The organism is Marinobacter sp., from assembly GCF_048269445.1.
GTDB lineage: Bacteria > Pseudomonadota > Gammaproteobacteria > Pseudomonadales > Oleiphilaceae > Marinobacter.
This window is the reverse complement of the sequence record NZ_JBLXIQ010000004.1, coordinates 99633-124731: the sequence shown is the minus strand read 5'-3', so window position 1 is coordinate 124731 and position 25099 is coordinate 99633. Positions and strand designations below refer to the sequence as shown.

Annotated in this window: 24 protein-coding genes and 1 tRNA gene; 11 read left to right on the top strand and 14 right to left on the bottom strand. The window is 55.5% G+C overall.

What is annotated here, in order from left to right:
- Positions 1 to 4: 4 nt before the first annotated feature.
- From ACN0XM_RS09645 to gloB, 3 genes are all read right to left on the bottom strand, one after another.
- The gene (locus tag ACN0XM_RS09645) at positions 5 to 1828 is read right to left on the bottom strand and encodes an extracellular solute-binding protein (RefSeq protein ID WP_417566726.1); all 1824 of its coding nucleotides are present in this window, start codon (positions 1826 to 1828) and stop codon (positions 5 to 7) included.
- Positions 1829 to 1840: 12 nt separating this feature from the next.
- Complete coding sequence (locus ACN0XM_RS09640; protein ID WP_417566725.1) at positions 1841 to 3541, bottom strand: LysM peptidoglycan-binding domain-containing protein; 1701 nt, start codon at positions 3539 to 3541, stop codon at positions 1841 to 1843.
- A gap of 168 nt (positions 3542 to 3709) precedes the next feature.
- Positions 3710 to 4504, bottom strand: coding sequence for a hydroxyacylglutathione hydrolase (gloB, locus tag ACN0XM_RS09635; RefSeq protein ID WP_417566724.1), 795 nt, complete (start codon positions 4502 to 4504; stop codon positions 3710 to 3712).
- Positions 4505 to 4600: 96 nt separating this feature from the next.
- Between gloB and ACN0XM_RS09630 the strand changes: the two genes are divergently transcribed.
- From ACN0XM_RS09630 to ACN0XM_RS09610, 5 genes are all read left to right on the top strand, one after another.
- A complete protein-coding gene (locus ACN0XM_RS09630) occupies positions 4601 to 5404 on the top strand; it encodes a class I SAM-dependent methyltransferase (RefSeq protein WP_417566723.1) in 804 nt (267 codons plus the stop codon).
- Between the two features lie 33 nt (positions 5405 to 5437).
- Entirely contained in the window at positions 5438 to 5881 is a 444-nt protein-coding gene (gene rnhA / locus ACN0XM_RS09625) for a ribonuclease HI (RefSeq protein ID WP_417566722.1), read from the top strand.
- A gap of 39 nt (positions 5882 to 5920) precedes the next feature.
- Entirely contained in the window at positions 5921 to 6631 is a 711-nt protein-coding gene (gene dnaQ / locus ACN0XM_RS09620) for a DNA polymerase III subunit epsilon (protein WP_417566721.1), read from the top strand.
- Positions 6632 to 6849: 218 nt separating this feature from the next.
- Positions 6850 to 8556, top strand: coding sequence for a chemotaxis protein (locus ACN0XM_RS09615; protein ID WP_417566720.1), 1707 nt, complete (start codon positions 6850 to 6852; stop codon positions 8554 to 8556).
- 4 nt (positions 8557 to 8560) lie between these two features.
- Positions 8561 to 9208 carry a multidrug transporter gene (locus tag ACN0XM_RS09610; protein ID WP_417566719.1) on the top strand — a complete coding sequence of 216 codons (648 nt, stop codon included), beginning with the start codon at positions 8561 to 8563 and terminating at the stop codon, positions 9206 to 9208.
- 63 nt (positions 9209 to 9271) lie between these two features.
- On the opposite strand, the gene ACN0XM_RS09605 is transcribed toward ACN0XM_RS09610, so the two are convergent.
- Complete coding sequence (locus tag ACN0XM_RS09605) at positions 9272 to 9586, bottom strand: SCP2 sterol-binding domain-containing protein (protein ID WP_417566718.1); 315 nt, start codon at positions 9584 to 9586, stop codon at positions 9272 to 9274.
- A 233-nt stretch (positions 9587 to 9819) separates the two neighbouring features.
- Between ACN0XM_RS09605 and sohB the strand changes: the two genes are divergently transcribed.
- Together sohB and ACN0XM_RS09595 are read left to right on the top strand one after the other, a co-directional pair.
- Positions 9820 to 10884, top strand: a complete 1065-nt coding sequence (sohB, locus tag ACN0XM_RS09600) for a protease SohB (protein ID WP_417566717.1) — start codon at positions 9820 to 9822, stop codon at positions 10882 to 10884.
- Between the two features lie 24 nt (positions 10885 to 10908).
- Positions 10909 to 11907, top strand: coding sequence for a YhdH/YhfP family quinone oxidoreductase (locus tag ACN0XM_RS09595; protein ID WP_417566716.1), 999 nt, complete (start codon positions 10909 to 10911; stop codon positions 11905 to 11907).
- A gap of 39 nt (positions 11908 to 11946) precedes the next feature.
- Here ACN0XM_RS09595 and ACN0XM_RS09590 read toward each other — a convergent pair whose 3' ends face one another.
- The 4 genes from ACN0XM_RS09590 to metH all read right to left on the bottom strand — a co-directional run bounded on the left by ACN0XM_RS09590 (position 11947) and on the right by metH (position 18444).
- Positions 11947 to 12453: a DUF934 domain-containing protein gene (locus tag ACN0XM_RS09590; RefSeq protein WP_417566715.1), complete on the bottom strand. Its 507-nt coding sequence runs from the start codon at positions 12451 to 12453 to the stop codon at positions 11947 to 11949.
- A complete protein-coding gene (locus ACN0XM_RS09585) occupies positions 12446 to 14098 on the bottom strand; it encodes a nitrite/sulfite reductase (RefSeq protein WP_417566714.1) in 1653 nt (550 codons plus the stop codon). Before ACN0XM_RS09585 ends, ACN0XM_RS09590 begins: the two co-directional genes overlap by 8 nt.
- 362 nt (positions 14099 to 14460) lie before the next feature.
- On the bottom strand, positions 14461 to 14697 hold the full coding sequence (locus ACN0XM_RS09580; RefSeq protein WP_417566713.1) for a DUF2970 domain-containing protein: 237 nt from the start codon (positions 14695 to 14697) through the stop codon (positions 14461 to 14463).
- Between the two features lie 48 nt (positions 14698 to 14745).
- Positions 14746 to 18444, bottom strand: a complete 3699-nt coding sequence (gene metH, locus ACN0XM_RS09575; RefSeq protein WP_417566712.1) for a methionine synthase — start codon at positions 18442 to 18444, stop codon at positions 14746 to 14748.
- A gap of 232 nt (positions 18445 to 18676) precedes the next feature.
- On the opposite strand from metH, the gene nfuA reads away from it, so the two are divergent.
- The 3 genes from nfuA to ACN0XM_RS09560 all read left to right on the top strand — a co-directional run bounded on the left by nfuA (position 18677) and on the right by ACN0XM_RS09560 (position 21099).
- Positions 18677 to 19264: a Fe-S biogenesis protein NfuA gene (gene nfuA, locus ACN0XM_RS09570; RefSeq protein WP_417566711.1), complete on the top strand. Its 588-nt coding sequence runs from the start codon at positions 18677 to 18679 to the stop codon at positions 19262 to 19264.
- A 218-nt stretch (positions 19265 to 19482) separates the two neighbouring features.
- On the top strand, positions 19483 to 20682 hold the full coding sequence (locus tag ACN0XM_RS09565) for a DUF445 domain-containing protein (protein WP_417566710.1): 1200 nt from the start codon (positions 19483 to 19485) through the stop codon (positions 20680 to 20682).
- 45 nt (positions 20683 to 20727) lie between these two features.
- Positions 20728 to 21099, top strand: coding sequence for a hypothetical protein (locus tag ACN0XM_RS09560; RefSeq protein ID WP_417566709.1), 372 nt, complete (start codon positions 20728 to 20730; stop codon positions 21097 to 21099).
- On the opposite strand, the gene ACN0XM_RS09555 is transcribed toward ACN0XM_RS09560, so the two are convergent.
- The 5 genes from ACN0XM_RS09555 to ACN0XM_RS09535 form a co-directional block, all read right to left on the bottom strand.
- The gene (locus ACN0XM_RS09555) at positions 21086 to 21412 is read right to left on the bottom strand and encodes a TusE/DsrC/DsvC family sulfur relay protein (protein WP_417566708.1); all 327 of its coding nucleotides are present in this window, start codon (positions 21410 to 21412) and stop codon (positions 21086 to 21088) included. The genes ACN0XM_RS09560 and ACN0XM_RS09555 overlap by 14 nt on opposite strands.
- 3 nt (positions 21413 to 21415) lie before the next feature.
- Positions 21416 to 21697, bottom strand: coding sequence for a sulfurtransferase complex subunit TusB (gene tusB / locus ACN0XM_RS09550; protein ID WP_417566707.1), 282 nt, complete (start codon positions 21695 to 21697; stop codon positions 21416 to 21418).
- A 6-nt stretch (positions 21698 to 21703) separates the two neighbouring features.
- Positions 21704 to 22054 carry a DsrE family protein gene (locus tag ACN0XM_RS09545; protein WP_417566706.1) on the bottom strand — a complete coding sequence of 117 codons (351 nt, stop codon included), beginning with the start codon at positions 22052 to 22054 and terminating at the stop codon, positions 21704 to 21706.
- 2 nt (positions 22055 to 22056) lie between these two features.
- A complete protein-coding gene (tusD, locus tag ACN0XM_RS09540; RefSeq protein ID WP_417566705.1) occupies positions 22057 to 22470 on the bottom strand; it encodes a sulfurtransferase complex subunit TusD in 414 nt (137 codons plus the stop codon).
- Between the two features lie 104 nt (positions 22471 to 22574).
- The gene (locus ACN0XM_RS09535) at positions 22575 to 23273 is read right to left on the bottom strand and encodes a Bax inhibitor-1/YccA family protein (protein WP_417566704.1); all 699 of its coding nucleotides are present in this window, start codon (positions 23271 to 23273) and stop codon (positions 22575 to 22577) included.
- Positions 23274 to 23483: 210 nt separating this feature from the next.
- On the opposite strand from ACN0XM_RS09535, the gene ACN0XM_RS09530 reads away from it, so the two are divergent.
- Positions 23484 to 23574 (top strand) — tRNA-Ser (locus tag ACN0XM_RS09530).
- Positions 23575 to 23950: 376 nt separating this feature from the next.
- Here ACN0XM_RS09530 and hemH read toward each other — a convergent pair.
- Positions 23951 to 25060, bottom strand: a complete 1110-nt coding sequence (gene hemH / locus ACN0XM_RS09525) for a ferrochelatase (protein WP_417566703.1) — start codon at positions 25058 to 25060, stop codon at positions 23951 to 23953.
- Positions 25061 to 25099: the final 39 nt, after the last annotated feature.

Genomic DNA, 25099 nt, shown 5'->3' with positions numbered 1-25099 from the left:
TTCCTCAGGGCTTCGCCCACCAGTTGTTCAGATCGACGCCGTTTTTCGGTGTCTCCGCGGGACGCTTCAGGAAGTTCCAATAGGCGACGCGGTCAGTGGTCAGATGCCAGTGAGGAATCACGTAATGGCCGTTCAGCAGAACCCGGTCAAGGGCCCTTGTCCGGTACACCAGCTCTTCCCGGTTGGGAGCCTGAATTACCATCTCGACCAGTGCATCGACCACCGGATCACTCACGCCCATGTAGTTACGGGATCCCTTCGCGTTGACCGTGGACGAGTGCCAGTATTCCCGTTGCTCATTACCCGGTGAGTCTGACTGCCCGATAACCTGGGTTATCATGTCGTAATCGAACTCCCGCAGGCGCTGAATGTACTGGTTGCTGTCTACCAGTCGGACGGTGACATCGATACCCAGCCGGGTGAGGTTGTTCTTGAAGGGGAGCACAACCCGCTCAAAGCTTTTCTGGAACAACAGGATCTCGAACGCCAATGGTTCTCCGGTTTCCCCATGCACCATCTTGCCATCGCGAATTTCGTACCCGGCCTTCCTGAGGAGTTCCAGCGCGGTTTTCAGATTCTGCCGCAAGCCAGCCTGGCCTTCTGTTTTTGGTGGGGTGTACTCCTCGGTGAAAACAGCGTCGGTGAGCCGATCCCGGAAAGGTTCCAGTATTTGCAGTTCTCGGCCCTGGGGAAGGCCTGATGATGCAAGTTCGCTGTTCTCAAAATAGCTGTCAGTGCGAGTGTACTGGCCGAAGAAAAGGTTTTTGTTGGCCCACTCAAAGTCGAATCCGTAGGCAAGGGCTTCGCGGACCAGAGGATCGGAAAACACGTCTCTGCGGGCGTTGAAGGCAAAGCCCTGCATACCGGTCGGACGATGATGCTCAATGGCTTCCTTTACGATCGTTCCGTTTTCGAACCTGTCACCGGTATAGGCGGTGGCCCAGTTCTTGGCCGAGGACTCCAGCCGAAAGTCAAAGCTGCCAGCCTTGAAGCCCTCCAGGGCAACGGTGTCATCGGTGTAGTAGTCGTAGGTAATCTGGTCGAAGTTGAACCGGCCTTTGCGAACACCCAGATCCTTGGCCCAGTAGTCCTCAATTCTCTCATAGGTGATCGAGCGCCCGGCCTCAAAGCTGCCGATGCGGTAAGGGCCACTGCCAACCGGGGGGGTAAGGCCGTTCTCTCCGAATTCGTGGCTTTGCCAGTAATGGGCTGGAAGTATAGGCATTTGCCCGAGAATTAGTGGCAGTTCCCGGTTACTTGTGTCGCTGAAGTCAAAACGGATACGACGAGGCCCTTCAATGGTTACCTTGCTGACGTCCGCGTAATAGTTTCTGAAAAAGGGGTGGCCCTTCGTGGTCAGGGTCTCGAATGAAAACTTCACATCCTCGGCGCTGATCGGTTCGCCATCCTGAAATCTTGCCTGTTCCCGGAGGTTAAACACCACGTAACTGCGGTCCTCGGGTGTTTCCAGGGATTCGGCAATCAGGCCATAGGCTGAAAACGGCTCATCATCGGAGGATTCCAGCAGAGTGTCGTAAAGGTAGGTGCTGATGCCCGCTGCGGCCACGCCCCGGATATCGAAAGGGTTGAAGGAATCGAACCCGTTGGCGACGACGGCCATCTTCACGGTGCCGCCCTTAGGCGCTTCTGGATTTACGTAGTCAAAGTGGCTGAACCCGGTCGGATATTTCGGCTCCCCGTGCATGGCAATGCCATGCCTAGGTTCTGCCGGTTCTGCGGCAGAAACCTGGGAGAAAACGGGAAGAGCGACGAGCGCCAGTGCTGAAAAGAGTGACGTAAGGGTTGAGGCTTTCCGGTTTCTTGTCATGAGTCTCGCACGTCAGGGACTGTTTCGGATGTCAACGTAGAGTACCAGACTTTGTCCAGGTTGCAGATAACGCGAGGTGTTCAGGTCGTTCCAGCTTGCGATGTCCCGCACATTCACGGAAAACCGGCTGGCGATGCGAGCAAGGGAGTCACCTTTGCGAACACGGTAGCCCACCTTGCGAACCATCGCCTTGCCACGGGTGCTGTTGGTTGCAACCACCGTCGGCTGGCTGGTTTTGGACCAGATAACGAGATTCTTGCCAGGCATCAGAGGGTCACCCGGTGCCATGCCATTCCAAGCCGCAACCTGACGTACCGACACCCGGTGCTCGCGGGCAATGTCCCAGAAAGTATCTCCCTTGCGAACCGTGTACTGAACCTTGTTGCCGTCCCTTTCTCGGGACTGCTTGCGCTCAAGCCGTTGGGAAGCACTGAGGGCATAGGCGGCACCGGCCTTGGAGGCAGAGGGTATCAATAGACGTTGGCCGATCCGGATCAGGTCACTGTTCAGGTTATTGACTTGCTGAAGCACCGAGGGCGTTGTCGAAAAGTTTCTGGAGATGGAGTTCAGGCTGTCGCCGGATTTCACCACATAATTACGCCAGGAAACCCGGTTTTTGGCCGGCATCTGCGCCAGCATTGAACGGAAGGTTTCCGCATTTTCGACTGGTATTAGCAAACGGTGCGGGCCTTCAGGGGTGGTTGCCCAGCGGTTATAAGAGGGGTTGAGCAGGTAGATTTCATCAATATCCACGCCGGCCATTTCGGCCGCCTGGGCAAGATCCAGTTGGGATCCGGTTTCGACGATTTCGAAATAGGGTTCGTCTTTTAGTGGAGGTAACTCGATGCCATAGGCCTCGGGATTGTCAAAGATCTTCGCGAGCGCGATGAGCTTCGGCACGTAGTGGCGGGTTTCCCGTGGCAGCTGGAGTGACCAGAAGTCAGTGGGTCTCTTGCTATTGCGATTACGGCGCATGGCGCTGGATACAGTGCCACCACCGCTATTATAGGCGGCCAATGCCAGGGTAGGGTCACCATCGAACCGGTTTGCCAGGCGCTCAAGATAGGTGAGGGCGGCATCGGTCGCAGACACCACATCTCGGCGTTCATCATGCCACCAGCTCTGGGTCAGTCCGAAATATTTACCGGTTGAGGGAATAAACTGCCAAAGGCCTGCGGCGCGACCATGAGAGTAAGCGAAAGGATCGAAAGCGCTTTCAACCACGGGTAACAGGGCGTATTCCGCAGGAAGCCCCCGTTTTTCCGTCTGGTTCAGAATGTAATGCAGGTAACGGCTTCCCCGCTCGACCACCCGGTCGATGTAACCCGGGTGACTGGCATACCAGTTCAGCTGGTCACGAACGCGCTCGTTATCCACGTCATGATTCAGTTCAAACCCGGACCGGAGTCTTGCCCAAAGATCTTTCTCGGCAACCTCCGCTTCAGGGGGATCCTGGAGCGGGTTGTCAAGTTTGTCGCGGGCATTCCTCGCCGCGGCCTTTAGCTCAGGCGCTATGGCTTCATCCAGCGGCTCATTACGGGCAGCTTCTGCGTTCTTTCCGGATTCAACGGACTGTTTAAGGCCGTCGTCACCCGCTGCCACAGTAACCTTTTCGGAGTTCAGGGGGTTTTCCTGAGCCTGTCCGTCCAGAATGCTGCATCCGCTAAGGAGGGCTCCGGTGAGAAACACAAACGACAATCGTCTGACCGACATAAGAGACATCCGGTTCCAGTTGAAGCCGGGTTCCACGTCTGAAACTCCGGCATATTGAATAATTTACGGTCACAAAGTTGAAATGATTCTATGGGACCGCTTTTCAGGGGGTCAAGAAACCTCTCGTTACGTCGATGAGAGGATTTGTTAATCGCGTACACCCCGGCGTCAGAAGTTGTCCTTGCCGTGTCTTATGGCGGCAAATATGGCGTTATCCGAATCGGCGGGCAGTCCCTCTCTGGCACAGTAGGACCTTGCAGCATCAACAACCGCAGGATCGTCCCAGCGCAGAAACGGGTTCAGGCGCCTTTCATCTTCCAGAACCGAGGGAACTGTGGCTTTGCCTGCGGCCCTCGCCGTCTGGCACTGTTCCTCAAAATCCTTCAATGCGTCATCCCGGGGCAGCCAGCTGCGGGCAAAGCGAAGGTTCGCCAGAGTGTATTCATGAGCGCAATAGACTGCGGTCTTGCCCGGCAAAGCCCGCAAGGTCTGCAGGGATTGGCGCATCTGCTCTGGCGAGCCTTCAAATAACCGTCCGCAACCACATACGAACAAGGTGTCGCCGCAGAAAAGAACCGGCCGCCCTGCAACCTCGACATCGGTAAAGTAGGCAATGTGATCAAGGGTATGGCCCGGCACACCGAGCACCTGGAAGGTTATGTCTTCCCAGATCACCTCGTCGCCCGGGTGGACTTTGTTGGTGCCGCCCTGGAACGGAGAGTCGGCAGGACCCGTCACCCGGCAGTCAGGGAAGGCTGCTCGGAGTTCCTTGACGCCTCCGACGTGGTCCGGATGGTGATGGGTAACCAGAATGGTATCCAGAGTCAGATGCTGTGCGGTCAGGTGGTCGAGAACCGGTTGTGCCTGTCCGGGGTCCACGATCAGGGCCTTGCCACTGGAGGCGTCAGACAGACACCAGATGTAGTTGTCACTGAAGGCAGGTATCGCGGAAATGGTCAGCATAGGGCCCCACATGTGCTTATCGAATGTGACTGATATGATAGAGCATTAAACACAAGGCCCCAACCACAGGTTCGGCCTCCTTGGAGTGGCGCAACGGTGATTAAATCCGACGCAGTTGATTTTTCGGCCAGGCACGAAAGTTTCGAACGCTGGTTCCAGACGCCTCTGGGAAGGGCACTGCTCGCTGATCAGCGGCGATTTGTCGATGCGGAGTTGCAGCGCCTGACCGGCGCGAGGCAACTTCAGGTTGGCGTGAGCCACCGGCTTCCTCTGGCTACCGGTACTGATTTTGCTCAGCGAATCATGACAACTCCCCGTTGGAATCCTCAGATACCCGATGGTGTCGCCATTTGTGACGCCGACGAGCTGGCATTTCCCGGTGATTCCATGGACCTGGTGGTGCTGCACCACACTGCCGATTTTTCACCCTATCCGCACGAAGTTATCCGGGAGGCTGCGCGAGTGCTCAGGGGGGAGGGCACAATGGCCCTGATCGGTTTTAATCCCCTCAGCCTCTGGGGTGTTCGGAAACTCATATCCCGGAGCAACGAGGGGCCGTGGGGCGGTCGTTTCCTGCTGCGGGGGCGCATGGAGGACTGGCTTCATCTATTAGGCTTCAACGTTGAGGCATCGGTTACGCGGTTTTTCAGATCACCTCTACAACGAAGTGGCCGGAAGGCTGTCAGCCGGATTGATAACCGCCTATCGGGAAACAGATTCCTGCCGGTGGGAGCCTATTACTGTATCCTTGCGAAAAAACGCGTGCATGCCCGGATTCCCAGGCGACCTGCCTGGCGCCAGAGCAAGGTAATCAGCCTGACGGGAACCGGGACGGTCGGTGCCTCACGGGGTTGTAGCCGGGGAATTGCAGCGGAAACGGAACACAAATACCAAAACTGAATGACACATTGACTGACTGATCCAGGAGACTGAATGGCCGGCAAGGTAATCCTTTACACCGATGGCGCCTGTAAAGGCAACCCGGGCCCCGGAGGATGGGGCGTTGTATTGCGTTACGGCGATCGTCGGAAAACGCTGCACGGCGGCGAGGCAGCGACCACCAACAATAGAATGGAACTTATGGCCGCTATCCGGGGGCTGGAAGCGCTCAAGCGTTCTTGTGAGGTGGAGCTGTTCACTGACTCGCAGTACGTTCGGAAAGGTATCACCGAATGGATGGCAGGGTGGAAGCGCAATGGCTGGAAAACCTCAGCCAAAAAGCCGGTGAAGAATGAAGATCTCTGGCGGGAACTGGACGGCGAGGTCGCAAGACACAAAGTCAACTGGCATTGGGTCAAGGGCCATTCCGGCGTTCCTGACAACGAACTGGCCGACGAACTCGCTAACCGTGGGGTTGAAGAGCTCGCAAATGCTTAGGCTCCCGAATAACAGAATGTAGATAACCGGGTACAGGTAATGAGACAGATCGTACTGGATACAGAAACCACGGGCATCGACCCGTCAGACGGCCACCGGATCATCGAGATTGGCTGCGTTGAATTAATGGAGCGCCAACTCACCGGGCGCAACTACCATGTATATGTTAATCCGGAGCGTGAGGTTGAGGCTGAAGCCATCACCATTCACGGGATTACCAACGAATTCCTTGTCGACAAGCCGAAGTTTGCCGAAATTGCCGACGAGTTCTTCGAGTTTATCAAGGGTGCAGAGCTGGTTATCCATAATGCCGCGTTCGACGTGGGCTTCATGGATGCCGAATTCGCACGTCTGAAACCGGTGCGAAAAACCGCCGACCATTGTGGCGTCGTGGACTCCCTGGCCATTGCTCGGGCCCGACACCCAGGGCAGAAAAACAACCTGGATGCCCTGTGTAAGCGCTACGGTGTTGATAACAGTAACCGGGATCTTCACGGAGCGTTGCTGGACGCCGAGATTCTGGCCGATGTCTATTTATTGCTGACGGGCGGACAGACCGCGCTGTCTCTGGATGCCAATGCCGAAAATGGGGGTGGTGCCAGCGGTATCCGAAGATTGTCATCAGACAGGGAACCGTTGACCGTGGTCCGGGCTTCCGAATCGGAACGTGATGCCCACGAAGAATTCATGTCCCGCCTTGAAAAACAGGCCGGCGAAACCGTGTGGGGCAAACTCCAGAGCACGGAATGAGAACTGCGTCGGCCTGTACCAAATGTTACATTCCGCCTTTCTTGAGCTACTTGAGTTTTGTGTTATAAGTAATGATAAGTTCGCGAGTTTTTTGCGAGCTCGCTTTGGCCGGAAAAGGGTTAGACCGGCTCATAACAAAAAGGCCTTGTTCGCCATCGCCGGGCCAATATCCACCAAAGAGGATGCGGTAGTCTCCGCAAAGTTAACGGGAAGCGTTTATGGTTCAGTCGTCTCTCGCGACGAAATCGCAGTCGTTTGATTTGGTCAAAAGTGAAATAGAACAGACCATCAAGCAGGCAGAATCCAGCCTTGAACGCTTTCAGGAAAACCGCGAAAGAGGTGAGGATCTCCAGAACTGTGTTGATTTCATCAACCAGTTAAGGGGTATTTTTATTCTGGTGGAACTGCGGGGCGGCACCCTGCTTTGCCAGGAAGCGGTGACCATGGCCAACGATGTACCCGTTGGCGCCAATGACGATAAAAACATCCTCCTGACCACACTGAACAGCGCACTGTTTATTCTTCGCCGGTACGTGGAGTACTACCACCAGCAACGGGAAGATCACCCGGAGCTTCTGTTGCCGGTCATCAACGATCTCCGGGAAGCCCGCAAGGAAAAGCCCTATCCAGAATCCTGTTTTTTTGATGTCGACGTCAAGGAGCGGCCGGATTTCTGTGCCGGTTTCTCTGTTCCGTTGTTCGAAGGTGATGAAGCCGAGTACGAAATATTGGCCCGGCGCATGCGACTTACCTTCCAGGTTGCACTTCTGGGAATGCTCCACGAGCGCAATGATGCGGTGAACAAAAAGCTGATCGGGCGCGCGGCGCGGGGTTTCGCCCGGCTTTGCCAGGGCGCCCCCATGGGCCAGATGTGGTGCCTGGTGGGTATTGTGGCTGAGACCATGCTTGATCGGGCGATGATGATCACCAAAGCCCGAAAGCGCATGTTCATGCGGATTGAAAAGTACGCCCGGGAAGTGGTTTATGTTGGTAAGGTCGCAACAACCAAAGACGCACCGGATTCGCTGATCCGTGATCTGGTTTATTTGCTTTACCGGAGCGGCTCCGCCAATCCGGAAATTACCCAGATTCTTTCTGCCTACCACCTCGCCCCGGCCGATTATTCGGACGCCATGCTCGAAGCCCATGCCCGTCGTCTGTATGGTCCGGGGACGGACGTGCTCAAATCTCTGTCGGAAGCTCTACAGGATGAACTGAACCAGCTAAAAGACAAACTGGACATCATCGAGCGCGGAATCGAGCCCGACCTTGCGGAGCTGTCGTCTATTGCCGATGCTCTGGAACGCCTGGCCAACACCCTGGTCATGCTTGACCTGAACAAGCTGGCAGCTGTTTCACGGGAGGAAGCCGGTAAACTGCGTAGCTGGGAGGAGGAGTCCCGCCTGCCGGGTGAAGAAGAACTCTATCGCCTTGCCGACTCGGTTCTCGGTATCGAAGACGCCGTCATGCAGATTGTCACCCGTGGCATTACCTCGGAGACCGATGGTCTGGCCAGCGGCGAGAGAAAGCGGGAAGAGTCCGTGTATCTGAGGGAAGCCCTCTATGTGGTTGCCGATGAAGCTCGCGGTGCGCTGACCCTGGCAAAACGGGCGATCACAGCCTTTATCGAATCCGACTACGATAAACTCCATCTGGCTAACCTGCCGGCCACACTCCACAGCATCTGGGGCGGTTTGCGAATGGTGAACGACCCTGCCGCTGCCAGCGTTCTTGAGCGCGTTGCCGCCTCAATTCAGGACCGCCTTCTGGATGCCAAAGACGCGCCGGCTGAACAGGTTCTGGAGGCGCTGGCTGATGCCCTGACGTCCCTGGAATATTACATAGAAAGCATCGGCAAGAGCGAAGACCGCAACATTGACCTGCTGAAACTCGCCCAATCATCGCTGGACGATGTAGGCCTTTAATCCCATGTCCCATGAGCTCGCAATCATTGTACTCACCGTAACAGGTGGAGTGCTGGTATTTGCTGGCCTTTTGTTTTTTCTGCGCCCGCGATGGTTGCTCGACTGGCTGAAGGGGATGGTTGTATTCAGCCTCATTCTGGTGGGCCTGTACAGCTTGGTGATTGCGGTGAACCTTGGCAGCTATCAACCTCTTGAAGGCCTGCAGACCGTTGCAACTATCTCCACTAAGCGTCAGACAGAGCAGGTCTGGCGGGTAACCCTTCAGGTTGAAGGCGGCGCATCCAACGAGCGCTCACTTCGCGGTGATCAGTGGCAGATGGACGCCAGGATCATCCGGTTTACCGGGCCTGTCCACTGGCTAGGCATCGCCCCTGCCTACCGACTCGAAAGCCTGAGTGGCCGTTATACTTCTCTGGAGCAAGAACGCAACGCACCCCGGACCGTTATCAGTCTTTCCAGGAAACTCCGGGTGGATCTGTGGCAGCTGGACCGGATGTTCAATCTTCCATTCCTGGAGGGTGTCTCCGGTAATGCGACATTCATGCCCATGCGTGATGGCGCCACCTTTGACGTTCGGATATCGTCCACCGGGCTGGTCGCGGTTCCGGTCAATGACCAGGCGAGGGCAGCAGTCCAGTTCTGGGACCAGTAAGGGATTCCGGGCATAAAAAAACCCGCGCACAGCGCAGGCTTTCTGTTTGCTCAGTCAGGGCTATCAGCCCATCTTGAACAGCTCACCCAGCTTCGTAGCCAGCATCATGTCGCCTTCAGCGCGCAGCTGACCAGCCATGAACGCTTGCATACCGTCAGTCTCGCCAGAAACGATACCCTTCAGGGTTTCGGAATTCATGATCAGGGTAACGGAGGGGTCGTCATGGTCGCCCTCGTGCATCTTGCAGGTGCCATCGTTGATGACCAGGTGGTAGGTTTTGTCGTCTTCGACGTCGAACTGGAAAACCAGGTCCAGGCCCTGCGCAGCGTCTGCGTTGAAATTCTGTTCGAGCGTTTCAAATACCTGAGCTACAGACATTGTTTTACCCTTTTTGATGGTTGTCTTGTCATGGTGACGGCGGCTTGATGCCCCGTGGCTTCACGAGCCTGTTCGGGCGCCCGCGTGGAGCCGACCTCGGAGTCCGACTTTATGGTGAGTGGTCGGTTCTGTCAAGGTCGATCGAACGCTTGTTTTAATTTTTTTGCTCTCCTTATCACCATAAATTCGGTAAGTTACACTCTTGTCTTTGCACTATCAGTTGGAGAAGCACTTTGGAGTTCCTGACAGAATACGGTTTGTTTTTGGCCAAGATCGTGACCTTTGTGGTGGCGGCGTTGGTTGTGATCTCTGTCATCATGTCGGCAGCCCAGAAGGACCGGGGCGATCATGAAGGCGAGGGAGAGCTCAAGATCCGGAATCTCAATGATAAATACCGGAAACTTCGTGAGACCATTCAGTCCAGACTGATGGCTGACCACGAACGTAAGGCGTTCGAAAAGGCCCGGAAGAAAGAGCAGAAAGCGGAGAAAAAAGCGGCCAAGGCGAAAAAGCAGGAAAATGAGGTCGTGGAAGAGAGCCGCGGGCGCGTCTACGTGCTTGATTTTGACGGCGACATCAAAGCCAGCGACACTGACCCTCTACGCAGGGCCATAACTGCTGTGCTGAGCGTGGCTGAACCGGAAAAAGACGAAATCGTCATTCGCCTCGAAAGTGGTGGCGGACTGGTTCACTCCTACGGCCTTGCAGCCGCCCAATTGGACCGCATCCGCACCAAGGGTATCCGCCTGACGGCCTGTGTCGATAAAGTCGCCGCCAGCGGCGGTTACATGATGGCCTGCGTGGCAGACAAAATAGTTGCGTCACCCTTTGCCATTTTGGGCTCCATCGGCGTGGTTGCCCAGCTTCCCAACTTCCACCGCTTCCTCCAGAAAAACGATGTCGATTTCGAAGTGCTGACCGCCGGCGAGCACAAACGGACCATGACCATCTTTGGCGAGAACTCCGACAAAGGGCGCCAGAAGTTCCTGGAAGACCTGGAAGATACCCACGTCCTGTTCAAGGAATATGTCAGTGAACGCCGGCCGGATCTGGACATTGCCGCAGTCGCCAATGGCGACATCTGGTTTGGCAAACGGGCACTGGAGGTGAAGCTGATCGACGAGATCAAGACCTCCGACGAATATCTTATTGAGGCCTGCGACCGGGCAGACGTAGTCTCCGTAGCATACCAGCGCAAACGGACCCTCCCGGAAAAGCTCGGGCTGGCCACCAGTGCAGCGCTTGAACATACCGTCTGGAAAGTACTGGGTGCCTTCCGCAACCAGAAATTCCAGTAGCTTACCGAAAAACGGGGAACAACTATGACAACCAACATCGAGTTCAAAGCCTGGCGTGTTGAAGAACACAACGGAGAGTATGTCGGTGCAGAGAAAACCCTCAGTACCGCTGACCTCCCTGAAGGCGAAGTCCTCATTCGGGTCAGCCACTCCTCGCTCAACTACAAGGATGCTCTCTCGGCCTCCGGCAACAAAGGCGTCAGCCGCTCCTTTCCCCACACCCCCGGCATCGACGCCGCCGGCGAAGTGGTGGAATCCGCCACGGGAACCCCATCAACAGGCAGCCCGGTCATCGTCACCGGCTACGATCTGGGCATGAACACTGACGGCGGATTTGGTGAATACATCAGAGTGCCGGCGGCCTGGTGCGTACCTATGCCCGCTGGCTGGAGCGCCCGAACCGCCATGATCTATGGTACCGCCGGCCTTACCGCGGGCCTCTGCGTCCAGAAACTGCTGACCATGGGCGCCAAACCGGAGCAGGGCAAAGTAGCTGTTTCAGGCGCCTCCGGGGCAGTCGGCTCCGTCGCTGTCGAACTGCTTTCGAACCTCGGCTTCGACGTTGTCGCGATCAGCGGCAAAGCCGACCACGCGGATGACCTCAAAGCCCTCGGCGCCAAAGAAGTCGTTGGCCGCGAAACCCTGGCCGAAGATAAGAAGCCCATGGTTAAGCCGGTCTTCGCTAACGCGGTAGACACCGTAGGCGGCGGCCCGCTGGCTGAGCTGCTCAAGCAGATCCTACCCGGTGGCTCGGTCTCCTGTTGCGGCCTGGTCGCCGGCCCGGGCCTTCAGACCACCGTGCTGCCGTTCATCCTGCGGGGCGTGAACCTGCTGGGCGTGGATTCCGTTGAAATCCCGCTGGCGGAGAAAGAGGCGGTCTGGAAGAAGTTCGCGGGTGAATGGGCCTGCCCGAAGACTGAAGCTTCGGCCCGTGATATCGGGCGGGGTGAGCTGGACGAGGCGTTGAAGGCCTTCTTGAAGGGTGAGTCAGCCGGCAAGATCGTTTTGGATCACTCTAAATAAGAAGTGAATCCCCTCTCTTCGTACTTTAAAGTTTGGTACCTAAGAGGCCCGACGCCGGAAGAGGGGAATGTCGGTATCGGTAGCCGCCTGATAGCCCTGGCTGAAGAAGTTCAGGCACCTCTGTGCCTTGGTAATATCCTTGTCAGGGCGAAGCACATAGGCATCAAACCCGCACCGCTTCATAAACTGCAGCTGATCCAGCAACACATCCCCGACAGCGCGCAACTCATTTACATAACCAAAGCGCTCCCGCAACAACCGCGCAATGCTGTAACCACGGCCATCACTGAACTTTGGAAAATTCACCGCAATCACCGGCAGCTCATTCACCCGGCCTTCGAGAAGCTCCGGCTCATCATGGCTGTCAAACCACACACCGATGTCCTCGCGGCCCGTAAAATGCTCATAGCCGGCCAGCCACAGGTCTGCCGGAATAAGGGCCGGCTGATCACCGGGAATATCCAGCGATTCACCCTCGGCAGGGCGGGAAACCACAACCCAGTTGTCTTGGCGGATGCTGCCATCCCGGGAAATTACGTTAGGCATAAACCCGCTCCTTGAAAGGATCAATTCCAACACGGCGATAAGTGTCCAGGAAGGTCTCCTCTTCCGTACGCTTATCCACGAATACATCAATGATCTTGGCGATCACTTCGGGCATTTCGTTCCGTGCAAACGACGGCCCCAGAATCTTGCCAATCGAGGCATCATGATGGGACGAGCCGCCCAGACTGATCTGGTAGAACTCCTCACCCTTCTTGTCGACACCGAGAACCCCGATATTGCCAACATGGTGGTGACCACAGGCGTTCATGCAGCCGGAGATATTCAGATCAATGTTGCCCAGATCGTACAGATAATCGAGATCGTCGAACTTCCGCTGGATGGCTTCGGCTACCGGTATCGATTTGGCGTTGGCCAGCGCGCAGAAATCTCCGCCGGGGCAGCAAATCACGTCAGTCAGCGTGTTCAGGTTCGCGGTGCCAAAGCCCATGGGCGTGATGGCCTGCCAGAGTTCCAGTAGTTGATCCTGGCGAACATCTGCAAGTACCACGTTCTGGTGGTGGGTTACCCGGATTTCGCCAAAGCTGTAGTCATCGGCCAGATCCGCGATCTGTTCCAATTGCCGGTCAGTAACATCCCCGGGAGGAGTGCCGGTTTTCTTCATGGTCAGGTTAACAATGGCATAACCCGGCTTTTTGTGGGTGTCCACATTGTGAGTCAGCCACTGGTCGAAACCTCTGTGCTCGAAACGCTGGCTGGCCAGCAAGTCCGTGGCGTTGTCGAGTGCTTCGTAATCCGGTTCCGTGAAGTAGCCCTGAATTCGCTCAATGGCTTCGCGGGTAAGGCGAGTAGGGGAGTCCTTGATGTGAGCCCACTCGGCTTCCACTTTCTCGGCAAACCCTGCCGGCGTCAGTGCTTTAACCAGAATTTTGATCCGGGCCTTGAACTTGTTATCCCGGCGACCGTAACGATTGTAGACCCGAAGCACGGCCTCCAGATAAGTGAGCAGATCCAGCTCGGGAAGGAACTCACGAATGACCGGCCCAACCATCGGTGTGCGGCCAAGGCCACCGCCAACATGTACCCGGAATCCCAATTCTCCGGCCTCATTACGGACCATCTGCAGGCCAATATCGTGTACCTGGATGGCAGCACGATCCGTGTGTTCCGAAGCGTTCACGGCAACCTTGAATTTACGGGGCAGGAATGCAAATTCCGGGTGGAATGTGGACCACTGGCGAATGATCTCGCAATAGGGTCTCGGGTCCGCAATTTCGTCAGACTGAACCCCTGAAAACTGATCCGTAGTGGTGTTCCGGATGCAGTTACCGCTGGTCTGGTTGGCATGCATCTCCACTTCCGCCAGCTCCGCCAGAATATCGGGGACATCTTCAAGCGCGGGCCAGTTCAGCTGAACATTTTGACGGGTGGTAAAGTGGGCATAGCCCTTGTCGTAATCGCGGGTGATGCGCGCCAACCGGCGCAGCTGGTCCGAACGCATCATGCCGTAGGGAACACAGATCCTGAGCATCGGGGCAAGACGCTGAACGTACAGGCCATTCTGCAGTCGCAGGGGAAGAAACTCATCTTCAGCCAGTTCACCGGCCAGAGCCCTCTCGGTCTGGTCACGGAACTGGGCAACCCTTTCAGCAGCTAGCTGCTGATCGTGTTCATCGTATACGTACATAATGGGAAGATCCTGCTTGAAAGCATCATATTCAGGCCAGCGGCCTTATATCTTCAGTGGAGGATAACAGCGGGTTTTTATTCTTAAAATGATTATTTCCAAATATGTTTATCGATTCAGGCGATAAGCAGATGGGACAAAGCACTGGACGGATATCAATTTTCTGCCTAACCTGAAAATATCAGCGCAGCAGTTGCACCTCGCTGTAGTTTCGACAATAACAAGGCGACATTGAATCCGGAAAGAGGAACCGACATGAAGAAAAACGCGCGATCGGATAGTCAGGCTGATGCCGTTGCTGCAGTGCTGCTGATATTTCTTGCTGTGGCATTTGCGGTGATCTGGGTGGCCGGCCAATAGGTTTAGTGGCTGGCCAGAACCAGGTTCACGATCACGATCAGCCCCACCACGAAGCTGACGGTGAATAACACGCCAGCAATAATGTAGGGCCACGGGCTGTGGCCTGAAAAATCCTCCTGCCGGCGCTTATCAGACTGAACCCCGAAAGCGCCGGCAAGAATGCTCTGCATGACTTTGAGTACGCCCGGCCCCTTGGGTTTTTGTTGATCTTTTTTCTCGGACCCGGATGACTCCGTCATAACCTCGCTCCTTCTTTTTCAGTCACAGTGCATCTTCCAAACCGAAGCTTACTCCGCCGGATCGTACGCCAAGCTTGGCGCTAGCCAGCGTTCCGCTTCAGCCTTGGAGATGCCTTTGCGTTCAGCATAGTCCTCAACCTGATCAACGCCAATTTTCCCGACCGCGAAGTATTTGGATTCCGGATGGGCAAAGTACCAGCCGGACACTGCGGCGGTCGGGAACATGGCAAAATGCTCGGTCAGTTCGATACCGGCCTTGTCGGTGGCATCGAGCAGCTTGAAAAGCGTGGCCTTCTCGGTGTGATCCGGGCAGGCCGGATAGCCCGGCGCAGGACGAATGCCCCGGTACCGTTCCTTGATCAGGTCGGCACTGCCCAGCTGCTCATCGGCGGCGTAGCCCCAGAATTCCTGTCGAACCCGTTCGTGCATGCGCTCGGCAAACGCCTCAGCCAGCCGGTCGGCCAGAGCCTTGACCATGATTGCATTGTAATCGTCGTTGGCCTCCTTGAACTCCACAGAGAACTCCTCGGCACCCACGCCAGTGGTTACCGCGAAGCCACCCACATAATCGCAGGTCTCCGATTCTTCCGGAGCAACAAAGTCGGAAAGGGCGATCATTGGCTTACCGGGCGCCTTATCGTCTTGCTGACGAAGGTGGTGCAAGGTAGTCAGCTCTTCAGAGCGAGACTCATCCTTGTACACCACAATGTCGTCACCGCGCCGGTTTGCCGGCCAGAAACCAATGACTCCACGAGCAGATACCCGCTTTTCATCGATCATCCGGTGGAGAATGGTCTGGGCGTCGTCAAACAGATGCCGCGCGGCCTCGCCACGCTTTGGATCATCGAATATGGCCGGGTATTTTCCGGAAATGTCCCAGGATATGAAAAACGGAGTCCAGTCGATGTAATCGATTAGCTCGTTGAGGTCATAGTCCTCAAACACCCGGATGCCAGTAAATGCAGGCTTCGGCGGCTGATAGCCCTCGAAATTGATGTCCGGCGCGCGATCTCGGGCTTCCTTCAGGGATACCAGCTTGGTCCGGTCACCCCGGTTTTTGCGGCGCTCACGGATCTCGTCGTACTCGGTCCGAGCGGCGGCCACCAGGTCTGGTTTGGCGTTTTTACTGAGCAGCTGCGACGCCACATTCACACAGCGGGAGGCGTCCGACACGTACAGGGCGATGTCGTTCTTGTAATGGGGCTCGATCTTGACAGCTGTGTGGGCTTTGGATGTGGTTGCACCACCAATCATAAGCGGAATATTGAAATCCAGACGCTGCATTTCACGGGCAACGTGGACCATTTCATCCAGGGAGGGAGTGATCAGGCCACTGAGGCCAATGATGTCGACGTCATATTTTATTGCAGCAGCCAGGATCTTATCGCAGGGGACCATGACGCCCAGATCAATCACCTCGTAGTTATTGCACTGAAGCACGACGCCTACGATGTTCTTGCCGATGTCGTGCACGTCGCCTTTGACCGTCGCCATGAGAATCTTGCCCTTGGCTTTCTGGTCTTCGGTTTTTTCGGCCTCGATGTAGGGGATCAGGTGCGCGACAGCCTGTTTCATGACCCGTGCACTTTTGACCACCTGGGGCAGGAACATCTTGCCGTCGCCGAACAGGTCGCCGACCACGTTCATGCCGTCCATCAGCGGACCTTCAATGACCTCAATGGGATGGGTGGCTCTCAGGCGGCAGGCTTCGGTGTCATCCACAATGTAGGACGTAATACCTTTCACCAGAGCATGCTCCACGCGCTTTTCAACCGGCCACTCACGCCAGGCGAGGTCTTCTTCCTGGGTTTTTCCACCTTTGCCCTTGTAGCGCTCAGCGATTTCCAGAAGGCGGTCGGTGGCATCATCCCGGCGGTTCAGGACAACATCTTCCACCAGTTCTTTCAGTTCCGGTTCAATATCATCGTAAATGACCAGCTGCCCGGGATTCACGATGCCCATGTTCATGCCGGCTTTGATGGCGTGATAGAGGAACACGGAATGGATGGCTTCACGTACTACGTCGTTACCCCGGAATGAGAACGACACGTTGCTTACGCCGCCGGAGATTGAGGCGTGGGGCAGGTTCTTGCGAATCCAGCGGGTGGCGTTGATAAAGTCCACCGCATAGTTGTTGTGTTCCTCAATGCCGGTGGCTATGGCAAAGATATTCGGGTCGAAAATAATATCGCCGGGATTGAAGCCTATGCCGGTCAGGACATCGTAGGAGCGTTTGCAGATTTGGGTTTTGCGCTCATAGGTATCTGCCTGGCCCTGCTCATCGAACGCCATCACCACCACTGCGGCGCCGTAACGCATACAGTCCCTGGCGCGTTTGATAAATTCCTCTTCGCCTTCCTTGAGGCTGATGGAGTTCACCACCGCCTTGCCCTGGATGCAGCGCAGGCCGGCCTCAATGACATCCCACTTGGAGGAATCGATCATGATGGGAACCCGGGAAATATCCGGTTCTGAGGCCACCAGATTCAGGAAGGTTACCATCACCTCCTTCGACTCCAGCATGCCCTCATCCATATTGATATCGATGATCTGGGCCCCATTTTCCACCTGGTCCCGGGCAACGCTCAGGGCTTCTTCGTACTGTTCTTCCTTGATCAGCCGCAGGAAACGTTTGGAGCCGGTGACGTTGGTACGCTCACCGACGTTGATAAACAGAACGTTGTCGTCGCCGGTGAACGGCTCAAGACCAGACAGGCGCAGGACCTTCGGACGCTCCGGAATCTTGCGTGGCGGATACTTGGCCACGGCCTGGGCAATGGCTTCAATGTGTTCCGGGCGGGAGCCACAGCAGCCACCGATGATATTCAGGAAGCCGTCCCGGGCGAAGCCTTCAATAATTTCCGCCATTTCCTCCGGCGTCTGGTCGTATTCGCCAAACTCGTTCGGAAGGCCGGCGTTGGGGTGTGCGCTGACGTAGGTCTCTGCCTTGGCGGACAGCTCTTCCACATAGGGGCGAAGGGCGTCGGCACCGAGGGCGCAGTTCAGGCCCACCGAAATCGGTCTGGCATGAGCCACGGAGTTCCAGAAAGCTTCGGTGGTCTGGCCCGAGAGCGTGCGGCCGGAAGCATCCGTAATGGTGCCTGAAATCATGATCGGCAAAGTGACGCCGCTGTCTTCAAAATACTGCTGGGTGGCGTAAATCGCGGCCTTGGCGTTCAGTGTATCGAATATGGTCTCGATCAGAATGAGATCGCAGCCACCTTCAACGAGGCCTTCCACCGCCTCGTAATAATTGTCAACGAGGGTCTGGAAATCGACATTCCGGTATCCCGGGTTGTTAACATCCGGTGAAATGGATGCGGTTCGGGATGTGGGGCCAACCGCGCCTGCCACGAACCTAGGCTTGGCCGGGTCCTTCGCGGTATATTCATCCGCGACCTGCCGGGCCAGTTGAGCGGCGGAAACATTCAGCTCCTTGGCAATTGCCTCAAGGCCGTAATCCGCCTGGGACAGGCGTGTTGAGTTAAAGGTGTTGGTCTCGATGATATCCGAGCCGGCATCCAGATAATCCGCATGAATATTGCGGAGCAGGGCCGGCTGGGTCAGGTTCAGCAGGTCATTATTGCCCTGAACTTCGCGCTCGTAGTCGGCAAACCGATCGCCCCGAAAGGCCTGCTCATCCAGTTTCAGATTCTGGATCATAGTCCCCATGCCACCATCAAGGATCACAATGCGTTCCTGCAGGGCCTTGTGGAGTTGGTCGAGACGGGTTTTGCGATCGGTCATAGGATTACTTCCGGGTATCGTTAATAACGCTGTATTGAATTCAATGGCGCGGGATAATAGCAAAAATGCCTGAGCCCGTCTTAGTACGAATGACCATTATCAATTGCCTTCCAGAATTGAGCTTTCGTAGGGGAAACTCATTACCTCAGTAAAGCCCGACTATTTTACTTGGTCTTTCATGTTCCCGCGAACTCCCTTAAAATAGGTTCAAACTTTCAAACGGGTTGAAAACATGGCATTGGTTACTGTGACAGATCCCGCACGGGACTATCTCGCACAACTTATTGAAAAGCAGGACGTGGAAGGTATGGGTGTCCGGATCTTCGTCACCCAGCCTGGCACCAAGAATGCCGAAACCTGTCTGGCCTACTGCCCGCCAAATGAAGTGGTTCCCACGGACGAGCAGGTAGATCTGGAAAAATTCACCCTGTATCTGGACCACAACTCCGTGCCCTTCCTCGAAGAGGCATACGTAGACTATTCAAAAGACCAGATGGGTGGTCAGCTCACGATCAAGGCGCCGAATGCCAAGGTGCCCAAGATCGATGACGACGCCCCCCTGCCGGATCGAGTCAACTACATCCTGGCGTCTGAAATAAACCCGAATCTGGCGTCCCATGGCGGCGAAGTTTCCCTGGTAGAAATCGTTGATGAGTCCGTGGCTGTTCTTCGCTTCGGCGGCGGCTGCCAGGGTTGTTCCGCGGTCAGTCTGACTCTGAAACAGGGCGTTGAATCCACGTTGAAGGAGCGGGTGCCGGAAATCACCGCCGTACGGGACGTAACCGACCACTCCAACACAGAAAACGCCTACTACCAATAAGCGATGCTCTCCTTGAGGTGCCGCATCCCCTGGGCTGCGGCACTCCCCGATAAGCCGCAATACCCGTTTCACCTTGGCTACACGGCCAATGTGGTGACTGTTCAATTACTTCATTATTGGTCCTATAAGCGGAAACGGCACACAGGTACTATCCTGATTGCCCGTTAACGGCATTATCACCGGCTTATCCGGATTACACACTCAAACCGGGGTCAAACTTGTTCGACGTTGAGCTTCTGTCCTTGCCACTCATGGCCGCCCTGGTTGGCTGGTTCACTAATTGGCTTGCTATCCAGATGTCTTTCTATCCCGTTCAATTTATTGGGATAGGGCTGATTGGCTGGCAGGGCGTTATTCCACGCAAGGCTGAGAAGATGGCCCATATCTGCATCGACAGGACTTTGAAGCAGTTTGGTGATCTGAACGCTGTCTACCAGAAACTCGAACCCCAACGTATTGTCGAGCAGGTTATTTCACAGGTAACGCCCAGGATGGACGAGTACATCGACGAGGTCATGTATGAAATCCAGCCGGTTCTCTGGGATAACTTGCCGGTATTCCTCAAAAACCGCATCTATCAGTGGGCGAGGGAGCAATTACCGTCGCGGATTGAAGATCTGGTGGAGGATTTCGGTGACGACCTTGATGAGCTGGTCGACCTCAAGGCTCTGCTCAGCCGGGAGCTGGAAACCCATCCGGACCTGATGAACCGGATCTTCAAGCAGGCCGGTGCGGTTGAGCTCCAGTCTGTGATTAACCGGGGCGCTATTATCGGCGGTATTCTCGGTGCGGTTCTGATACCGCTCTGGTCAAGATATCCCGAGCCCTGGCTGCTGCCGCTCGGTGGCTTTGTGATTGGTTTTGTGACCAACTGGATCGCCATCAATCTGATTTTCGCACCGTTAAAACCCCGGCAATTTCTGTTCTGGAAAATCCAGGGCCTGTTCCTCCGTCGCCAATCCGAGATCAGTGATGTCTGGGCGAAGCTGGTGGCTGAAGAGCTGATTACCGTGGAAAAAGTGGCCGACGCTATGATTAACGGCAGTCACGGTGACCGAACCCGCGCTATTATTCAGAAGCACCTGCGGCCTTTGCTCGACAACTCCGTGATTATGAAGCTGACAGCGCAGGTAACCGTGGGCATGACCGGTTACACAGACCTGAAAAAAGCCATGAACCAGAAGGCGGTTCTGGCGACCCATGATGTGTTCAGTGACCCCGCATTTAACCGCGAACGGGCGCCGATCGTGGCGGAAGTTCTTTCGGGCCAGATGAAAGCCCTGAAACCTTCAGAATTCCAGGATATCCTTCGCCCGGCATTCCGGGAGGAGGAATTTCAGTTGATGGTCGTCGGCGGCATTTTCGGCGGTCTGGCGGGGCTGGTGCAGTTTCTGTCCCTCACATACGTGACATTCTAGGCAAAGTGCGCTCTGGTCCTTGGCGGGCGCATAAGGAGGAAGGCCATGCCCCTCTGGGCATCACTCACAGCTCAAGCTTTAGTTACGGTTGCAGCAGTGCTTCTCACCCTCGGAGGGTTCTGGCGTTTCGTCGTTCGTCCTTACCTCGACCGAAAGGTCGCCGAACTGATCGAAGCGTCCCGGGAAATTGAGCCGGCGGTCACGCGAGGGGTGAAAAAGGGCGTAGCAGATACGCTCCGAGAGCTACCCGAGAGCGCGCTGGACGGCACTGTGAAGGAATCAACGCGTCAGTTTCTGAAATTCGGCTCCGGGCTATTTGAAAACGGGCTGAGCAGCTTTCTCGGTACGGCGGCAGATCTTGAGCGTAATAAACGGGACCACACTGGGAAGCCTTCCGAGCGCCCTAAAGACAGTTAGTAGGGCGAGGCAGCCCGGCAATCCGGCAGGCAGTTTTTGCGGGTGTGCCGGGAAACAGCTGCATCAGGTAGATGCTGTTGCCCTTATCCTCTCCCAGTGCTTCCTTCACCGCCCTCACGAACAACCGATTTGAGGGGGGAGACATTTCATGCTCTTTATAAAAAGAGCGAAGAAACTTTATGATTTCCCAGTGATTATCGCTAAGTTGGATATCATCCTCAGCCGCAATTGCGGTTGCTACACCTTCTGTCCAGGCCTGGGCGTTCTCGAGAAAACCTTCGCTATTGCGTTCCGGCATCGTGTTACTCGTCATGGCTTACCAACTAATTACCCGTTGAGCCTGAAGCGATAATGAGACCATATCGTCAAAGGCTACCACTTTCGCATCACCAACAGTATTTCCAAGTCCACGGGCGGAAACATCCGGCGAGAGCGCGAACACCTTGCCGATGGCCGGCAGGCGCCCCGCAGAGAGTAACAGTACGCCGTTTTCAGTCAGCAGCAGGGCGTCTCCCTCGGACAGCAGGGCAAGGCACTGTGCCGCCCTGGGGTGCTCTGGGGATTTGTTCAGGATATGCAGAGTATCGAATGAGTTCATATCTGGTTAACCTGCAAACGCTGTGTGGTCATATTGTCTGAGCAAAGCTCCGATGGCGTCCACCAAAGTCACACCGCTAATAAGCGACTCCTTATCCAGCCCGAACTTCTGGCAGGCTGAGCGATCTGCCAGGATCGCTTCAATGCCGAATATGGGTGCTGCCAAGAGATTCTTCTCTATGGATTTTTGTTCGATGCCAGCGGTATTCTGGGCCCGCCTCAACCAGGCGACCCCGGCACCGGTAAACAGCAATGACGCCGGCTGATCGAACGCTGCAAGGGAAAATGCCATATCCAGCGCTTCACGGCCAGTCCAGGTGCCATAGGGTGGCTGGTCGATCATGATCAGTGTGCGCACGGTCAGCCTCCAGCGTGGAAATAGAGTGTTCGTGTGGATGTCATCCGACCCTCGACCCATTCACCCAGACCGGCGATTTCGAAAGGGTGAAGCAGGTTAGCAGCTGGCAATTGGTAGCGCTTCTGTTCGGTCTCATTCACCAGCCCCCGGCGCAACGCGGAAGCAATGCAGACTATTGCCGGAATGCCATGGTGTTCGAGAAATTCCGCCCATTTTTGCGGCCAGCCGGTCTCGTCAGACGGGGGTGTGCACAGTGCGGAGGCCAGATGTACTCCATCACCGTACAGGAAGACGCGGTCAATCCTGTGACCCTCGTCTATGGCGGCCTTTGCAAAACCCAGGGCAGTCTGTGGCGCCTGCGAGGAATAGGGTGCACCAGTAATGACCAGGGTAAAGGTTTCAGAGGTATCAGACATGATTCCGGCTCATTCCTGATTATGGACGCTGGGAGTTTTAAGTACACCTAAAGCAAAACCCCGGCAACTGCCGGGGCTTTTAAGCAGGCTATTTCAGCTTGATTTCAGTCGTTGCCACTAAATGCAGACAGCAGGTGCAGCAGGCTCAGGAACAAGTTATAGATTGAAACGTACAGGCCAACCGTGGCAATGATGTAATTGCGCTCGCCACCCTTGATGATCTGGCTGGTCTCAAACAGGATCATAACTGACGCGAAGATGGTGAAGCCAGCAGACACCGCCAGCTGCAGGGCAGAACTCTCCATCAGGAAGGCCAGCAACATGGCACCGATCAGCACAAACGCACCAGCGGTCAGGAAGCTGGACATGAAGCTGAAGTCTTTCTTGGTAATGATCGCAGTAGCGGACAAACCGACGAAGGCGACAGCAGTCAGCGTCAGCGCTTGAGCAACGATCTGGGAGGCACCGGCGGCAACAAAAGCACCAATGATCGGGCCAAGGGTGTAACCCATGAAGCCCGTTAGTGCGAAGGTGGTCACGATGCCCCAAGGACTGTTTTTCAGCTTATAGGTCGCGAACAGCAGGCCAATGTATCCCACAATGGTGATCAGAAAACCCGGGTGGGTTCCGTTCATGTTCAGGAATGCGGTAAGCGCCGAAAAGGCGAGGGTCATGCCCAGAAGCATGTAAGTGTTGCGCAACACATTCATCGCGTCAGCGCTGATTCCTGTGGTCGCGCGCTCGGTCTGGGGAGCAGAATAGGCTCCCTGAGAGTTTTGAACGCCGAAACGTTTGTCTTCCATTGTCATCTCCGTTTTATAACGACTGGATACTGTGTCTCATCATAGTGTCAGATACGCAACTTTCAATCATTTACGACATGAAAGTGGCTCCTGGATTCCATTAAAAACTGTTAATGTTGAAAAATGCGGCGGGTTTTATGCAGAGCGTTGACAGTACAGGCAATTCCGGTATCATGCTCCCCGCTGTCACAATGGCGGCGATGGAAAAACGGTGGGCTGGCAGAGTGGCTTAATGCAGCGGTCTTGAAAACCGCCGAAGGTTAGTAGCCTTCCCGGGGTTCGAATCCCTGGCCCACCGCCATTTTTCCTCTCTTCGTTCCCTGCAATTTCCGATCTTTGACCAATCTTTTGGTGGTTTTCCCTACTTGGCTTAATGTCAGATTACCCTCATCATCAGTACGTTGATATCGCGAGGGCTCGTTATGACCGACTCACAAAACACCCATAAATCCTCAGACCAAGCGCCGGATCGTCGTGACCGGAAGTTTTCTGTGTCTGCAAATCGAGGCAAGGCCAGCCACCGGGTTCGGTACGTTGAAGCCGGCGGTGCTGCCGTTGATACGGAAGAGTGCACGTTCTGCCAATCAATGCCGGATCTTTCGGATGACGGAGATAGGGAGGGTAGGCGAAAGGTCCGGAGCAGCTGATACCGCTCCGGGAACAATCGAAAGCCCGGATTAAAGCATCCGGCCCGGATAGGTTGCGTGTTTCTGCTCGTCCGCCCTTTTCTGTCGAGCGGCCAGTGCTTCTGGCTCATTTTTCGGAACCTGCCATCCCTGCAAATTCTCCTCTATCAGCTTTACCAGGGCGTCAATATGGCCAGGCGTCGCGTTCAGCGCAGTGATGTAGCTGAAACTTTCACCGCCAGATTTCACAAAGTAGTCCCGGTTCTCTTCATCGATTTCCTCTATGGTTTCAAGGCAATCCGATGAGAACCCGGGGCAGAATACGTCTATCGATTTAACGCCTTTGCCGGGCAGCGATTTAAGCGTCTCGTCCGTGTAGGGCTTTAGCCACTCCTCCTTGCCAAACCGGGACTGGAAGGTGGTCATATAGTCTTCTCTGCTCAAACCAAGTCGCTCGGCCAGCAGCCGCGAAGTTTTGTGGCATTCGCAATGGTAAGGGTCGCCCTTGGTCAGATACTTCAGAGGAACCCCATGATAGGAGAGTACCAGCTTCTGATTGCGCCCATGATTGGCCCAGTGCGCTTCGATATGCCGTGCCATGGCTTCAATATAAGGCGGGTAATCCGGGTAATGGGAGACGAACCGGAAATCTGGTAACCACCTACGCCTGGCGAAATCACTGGCAACAGCATCAAAAGTTGAGGCGGAAGTCGATGCGGAATATTGAGGGTAGAGTGGCAGTAACAGCAGTTTTCGCACCCCTTGCTGCTGCATTTCATCCAGGACCCGGGAGATGGACGGGTTGCCGTAACGCATGGCAAAACCGACCACTACATTGGGTCCGTACTTTCGTTTCAGCGCTTCACGAATGCCCTCGGCCTGCTTTGCAGTGTGCAGCAGCAGGGGCGACCCCTCTGGCTGCCAGACACTGGCGTAGGCCTGTGCACTGCGTTTGGGGCGAATACGCAGAATAACGCCATGCAGGATCAGCCACCACAATGGTCTGGGCAGTTCCACCACCCTTGGGTCCGAAAGGAATTCAGCAAGGTAACGGCGGAGTGCGGAAGTCGTAGGGGCATCCGGAGTACCCAGGTTAGTTACCAGCACGCCCACCCTGTCAGGCTGGTTGTGGCTGAAGTTCTCTGAACCTTTGAATTGCATGGGGTCGATCCTGAACGTTGGTTTTGCGTTATGAAGAGG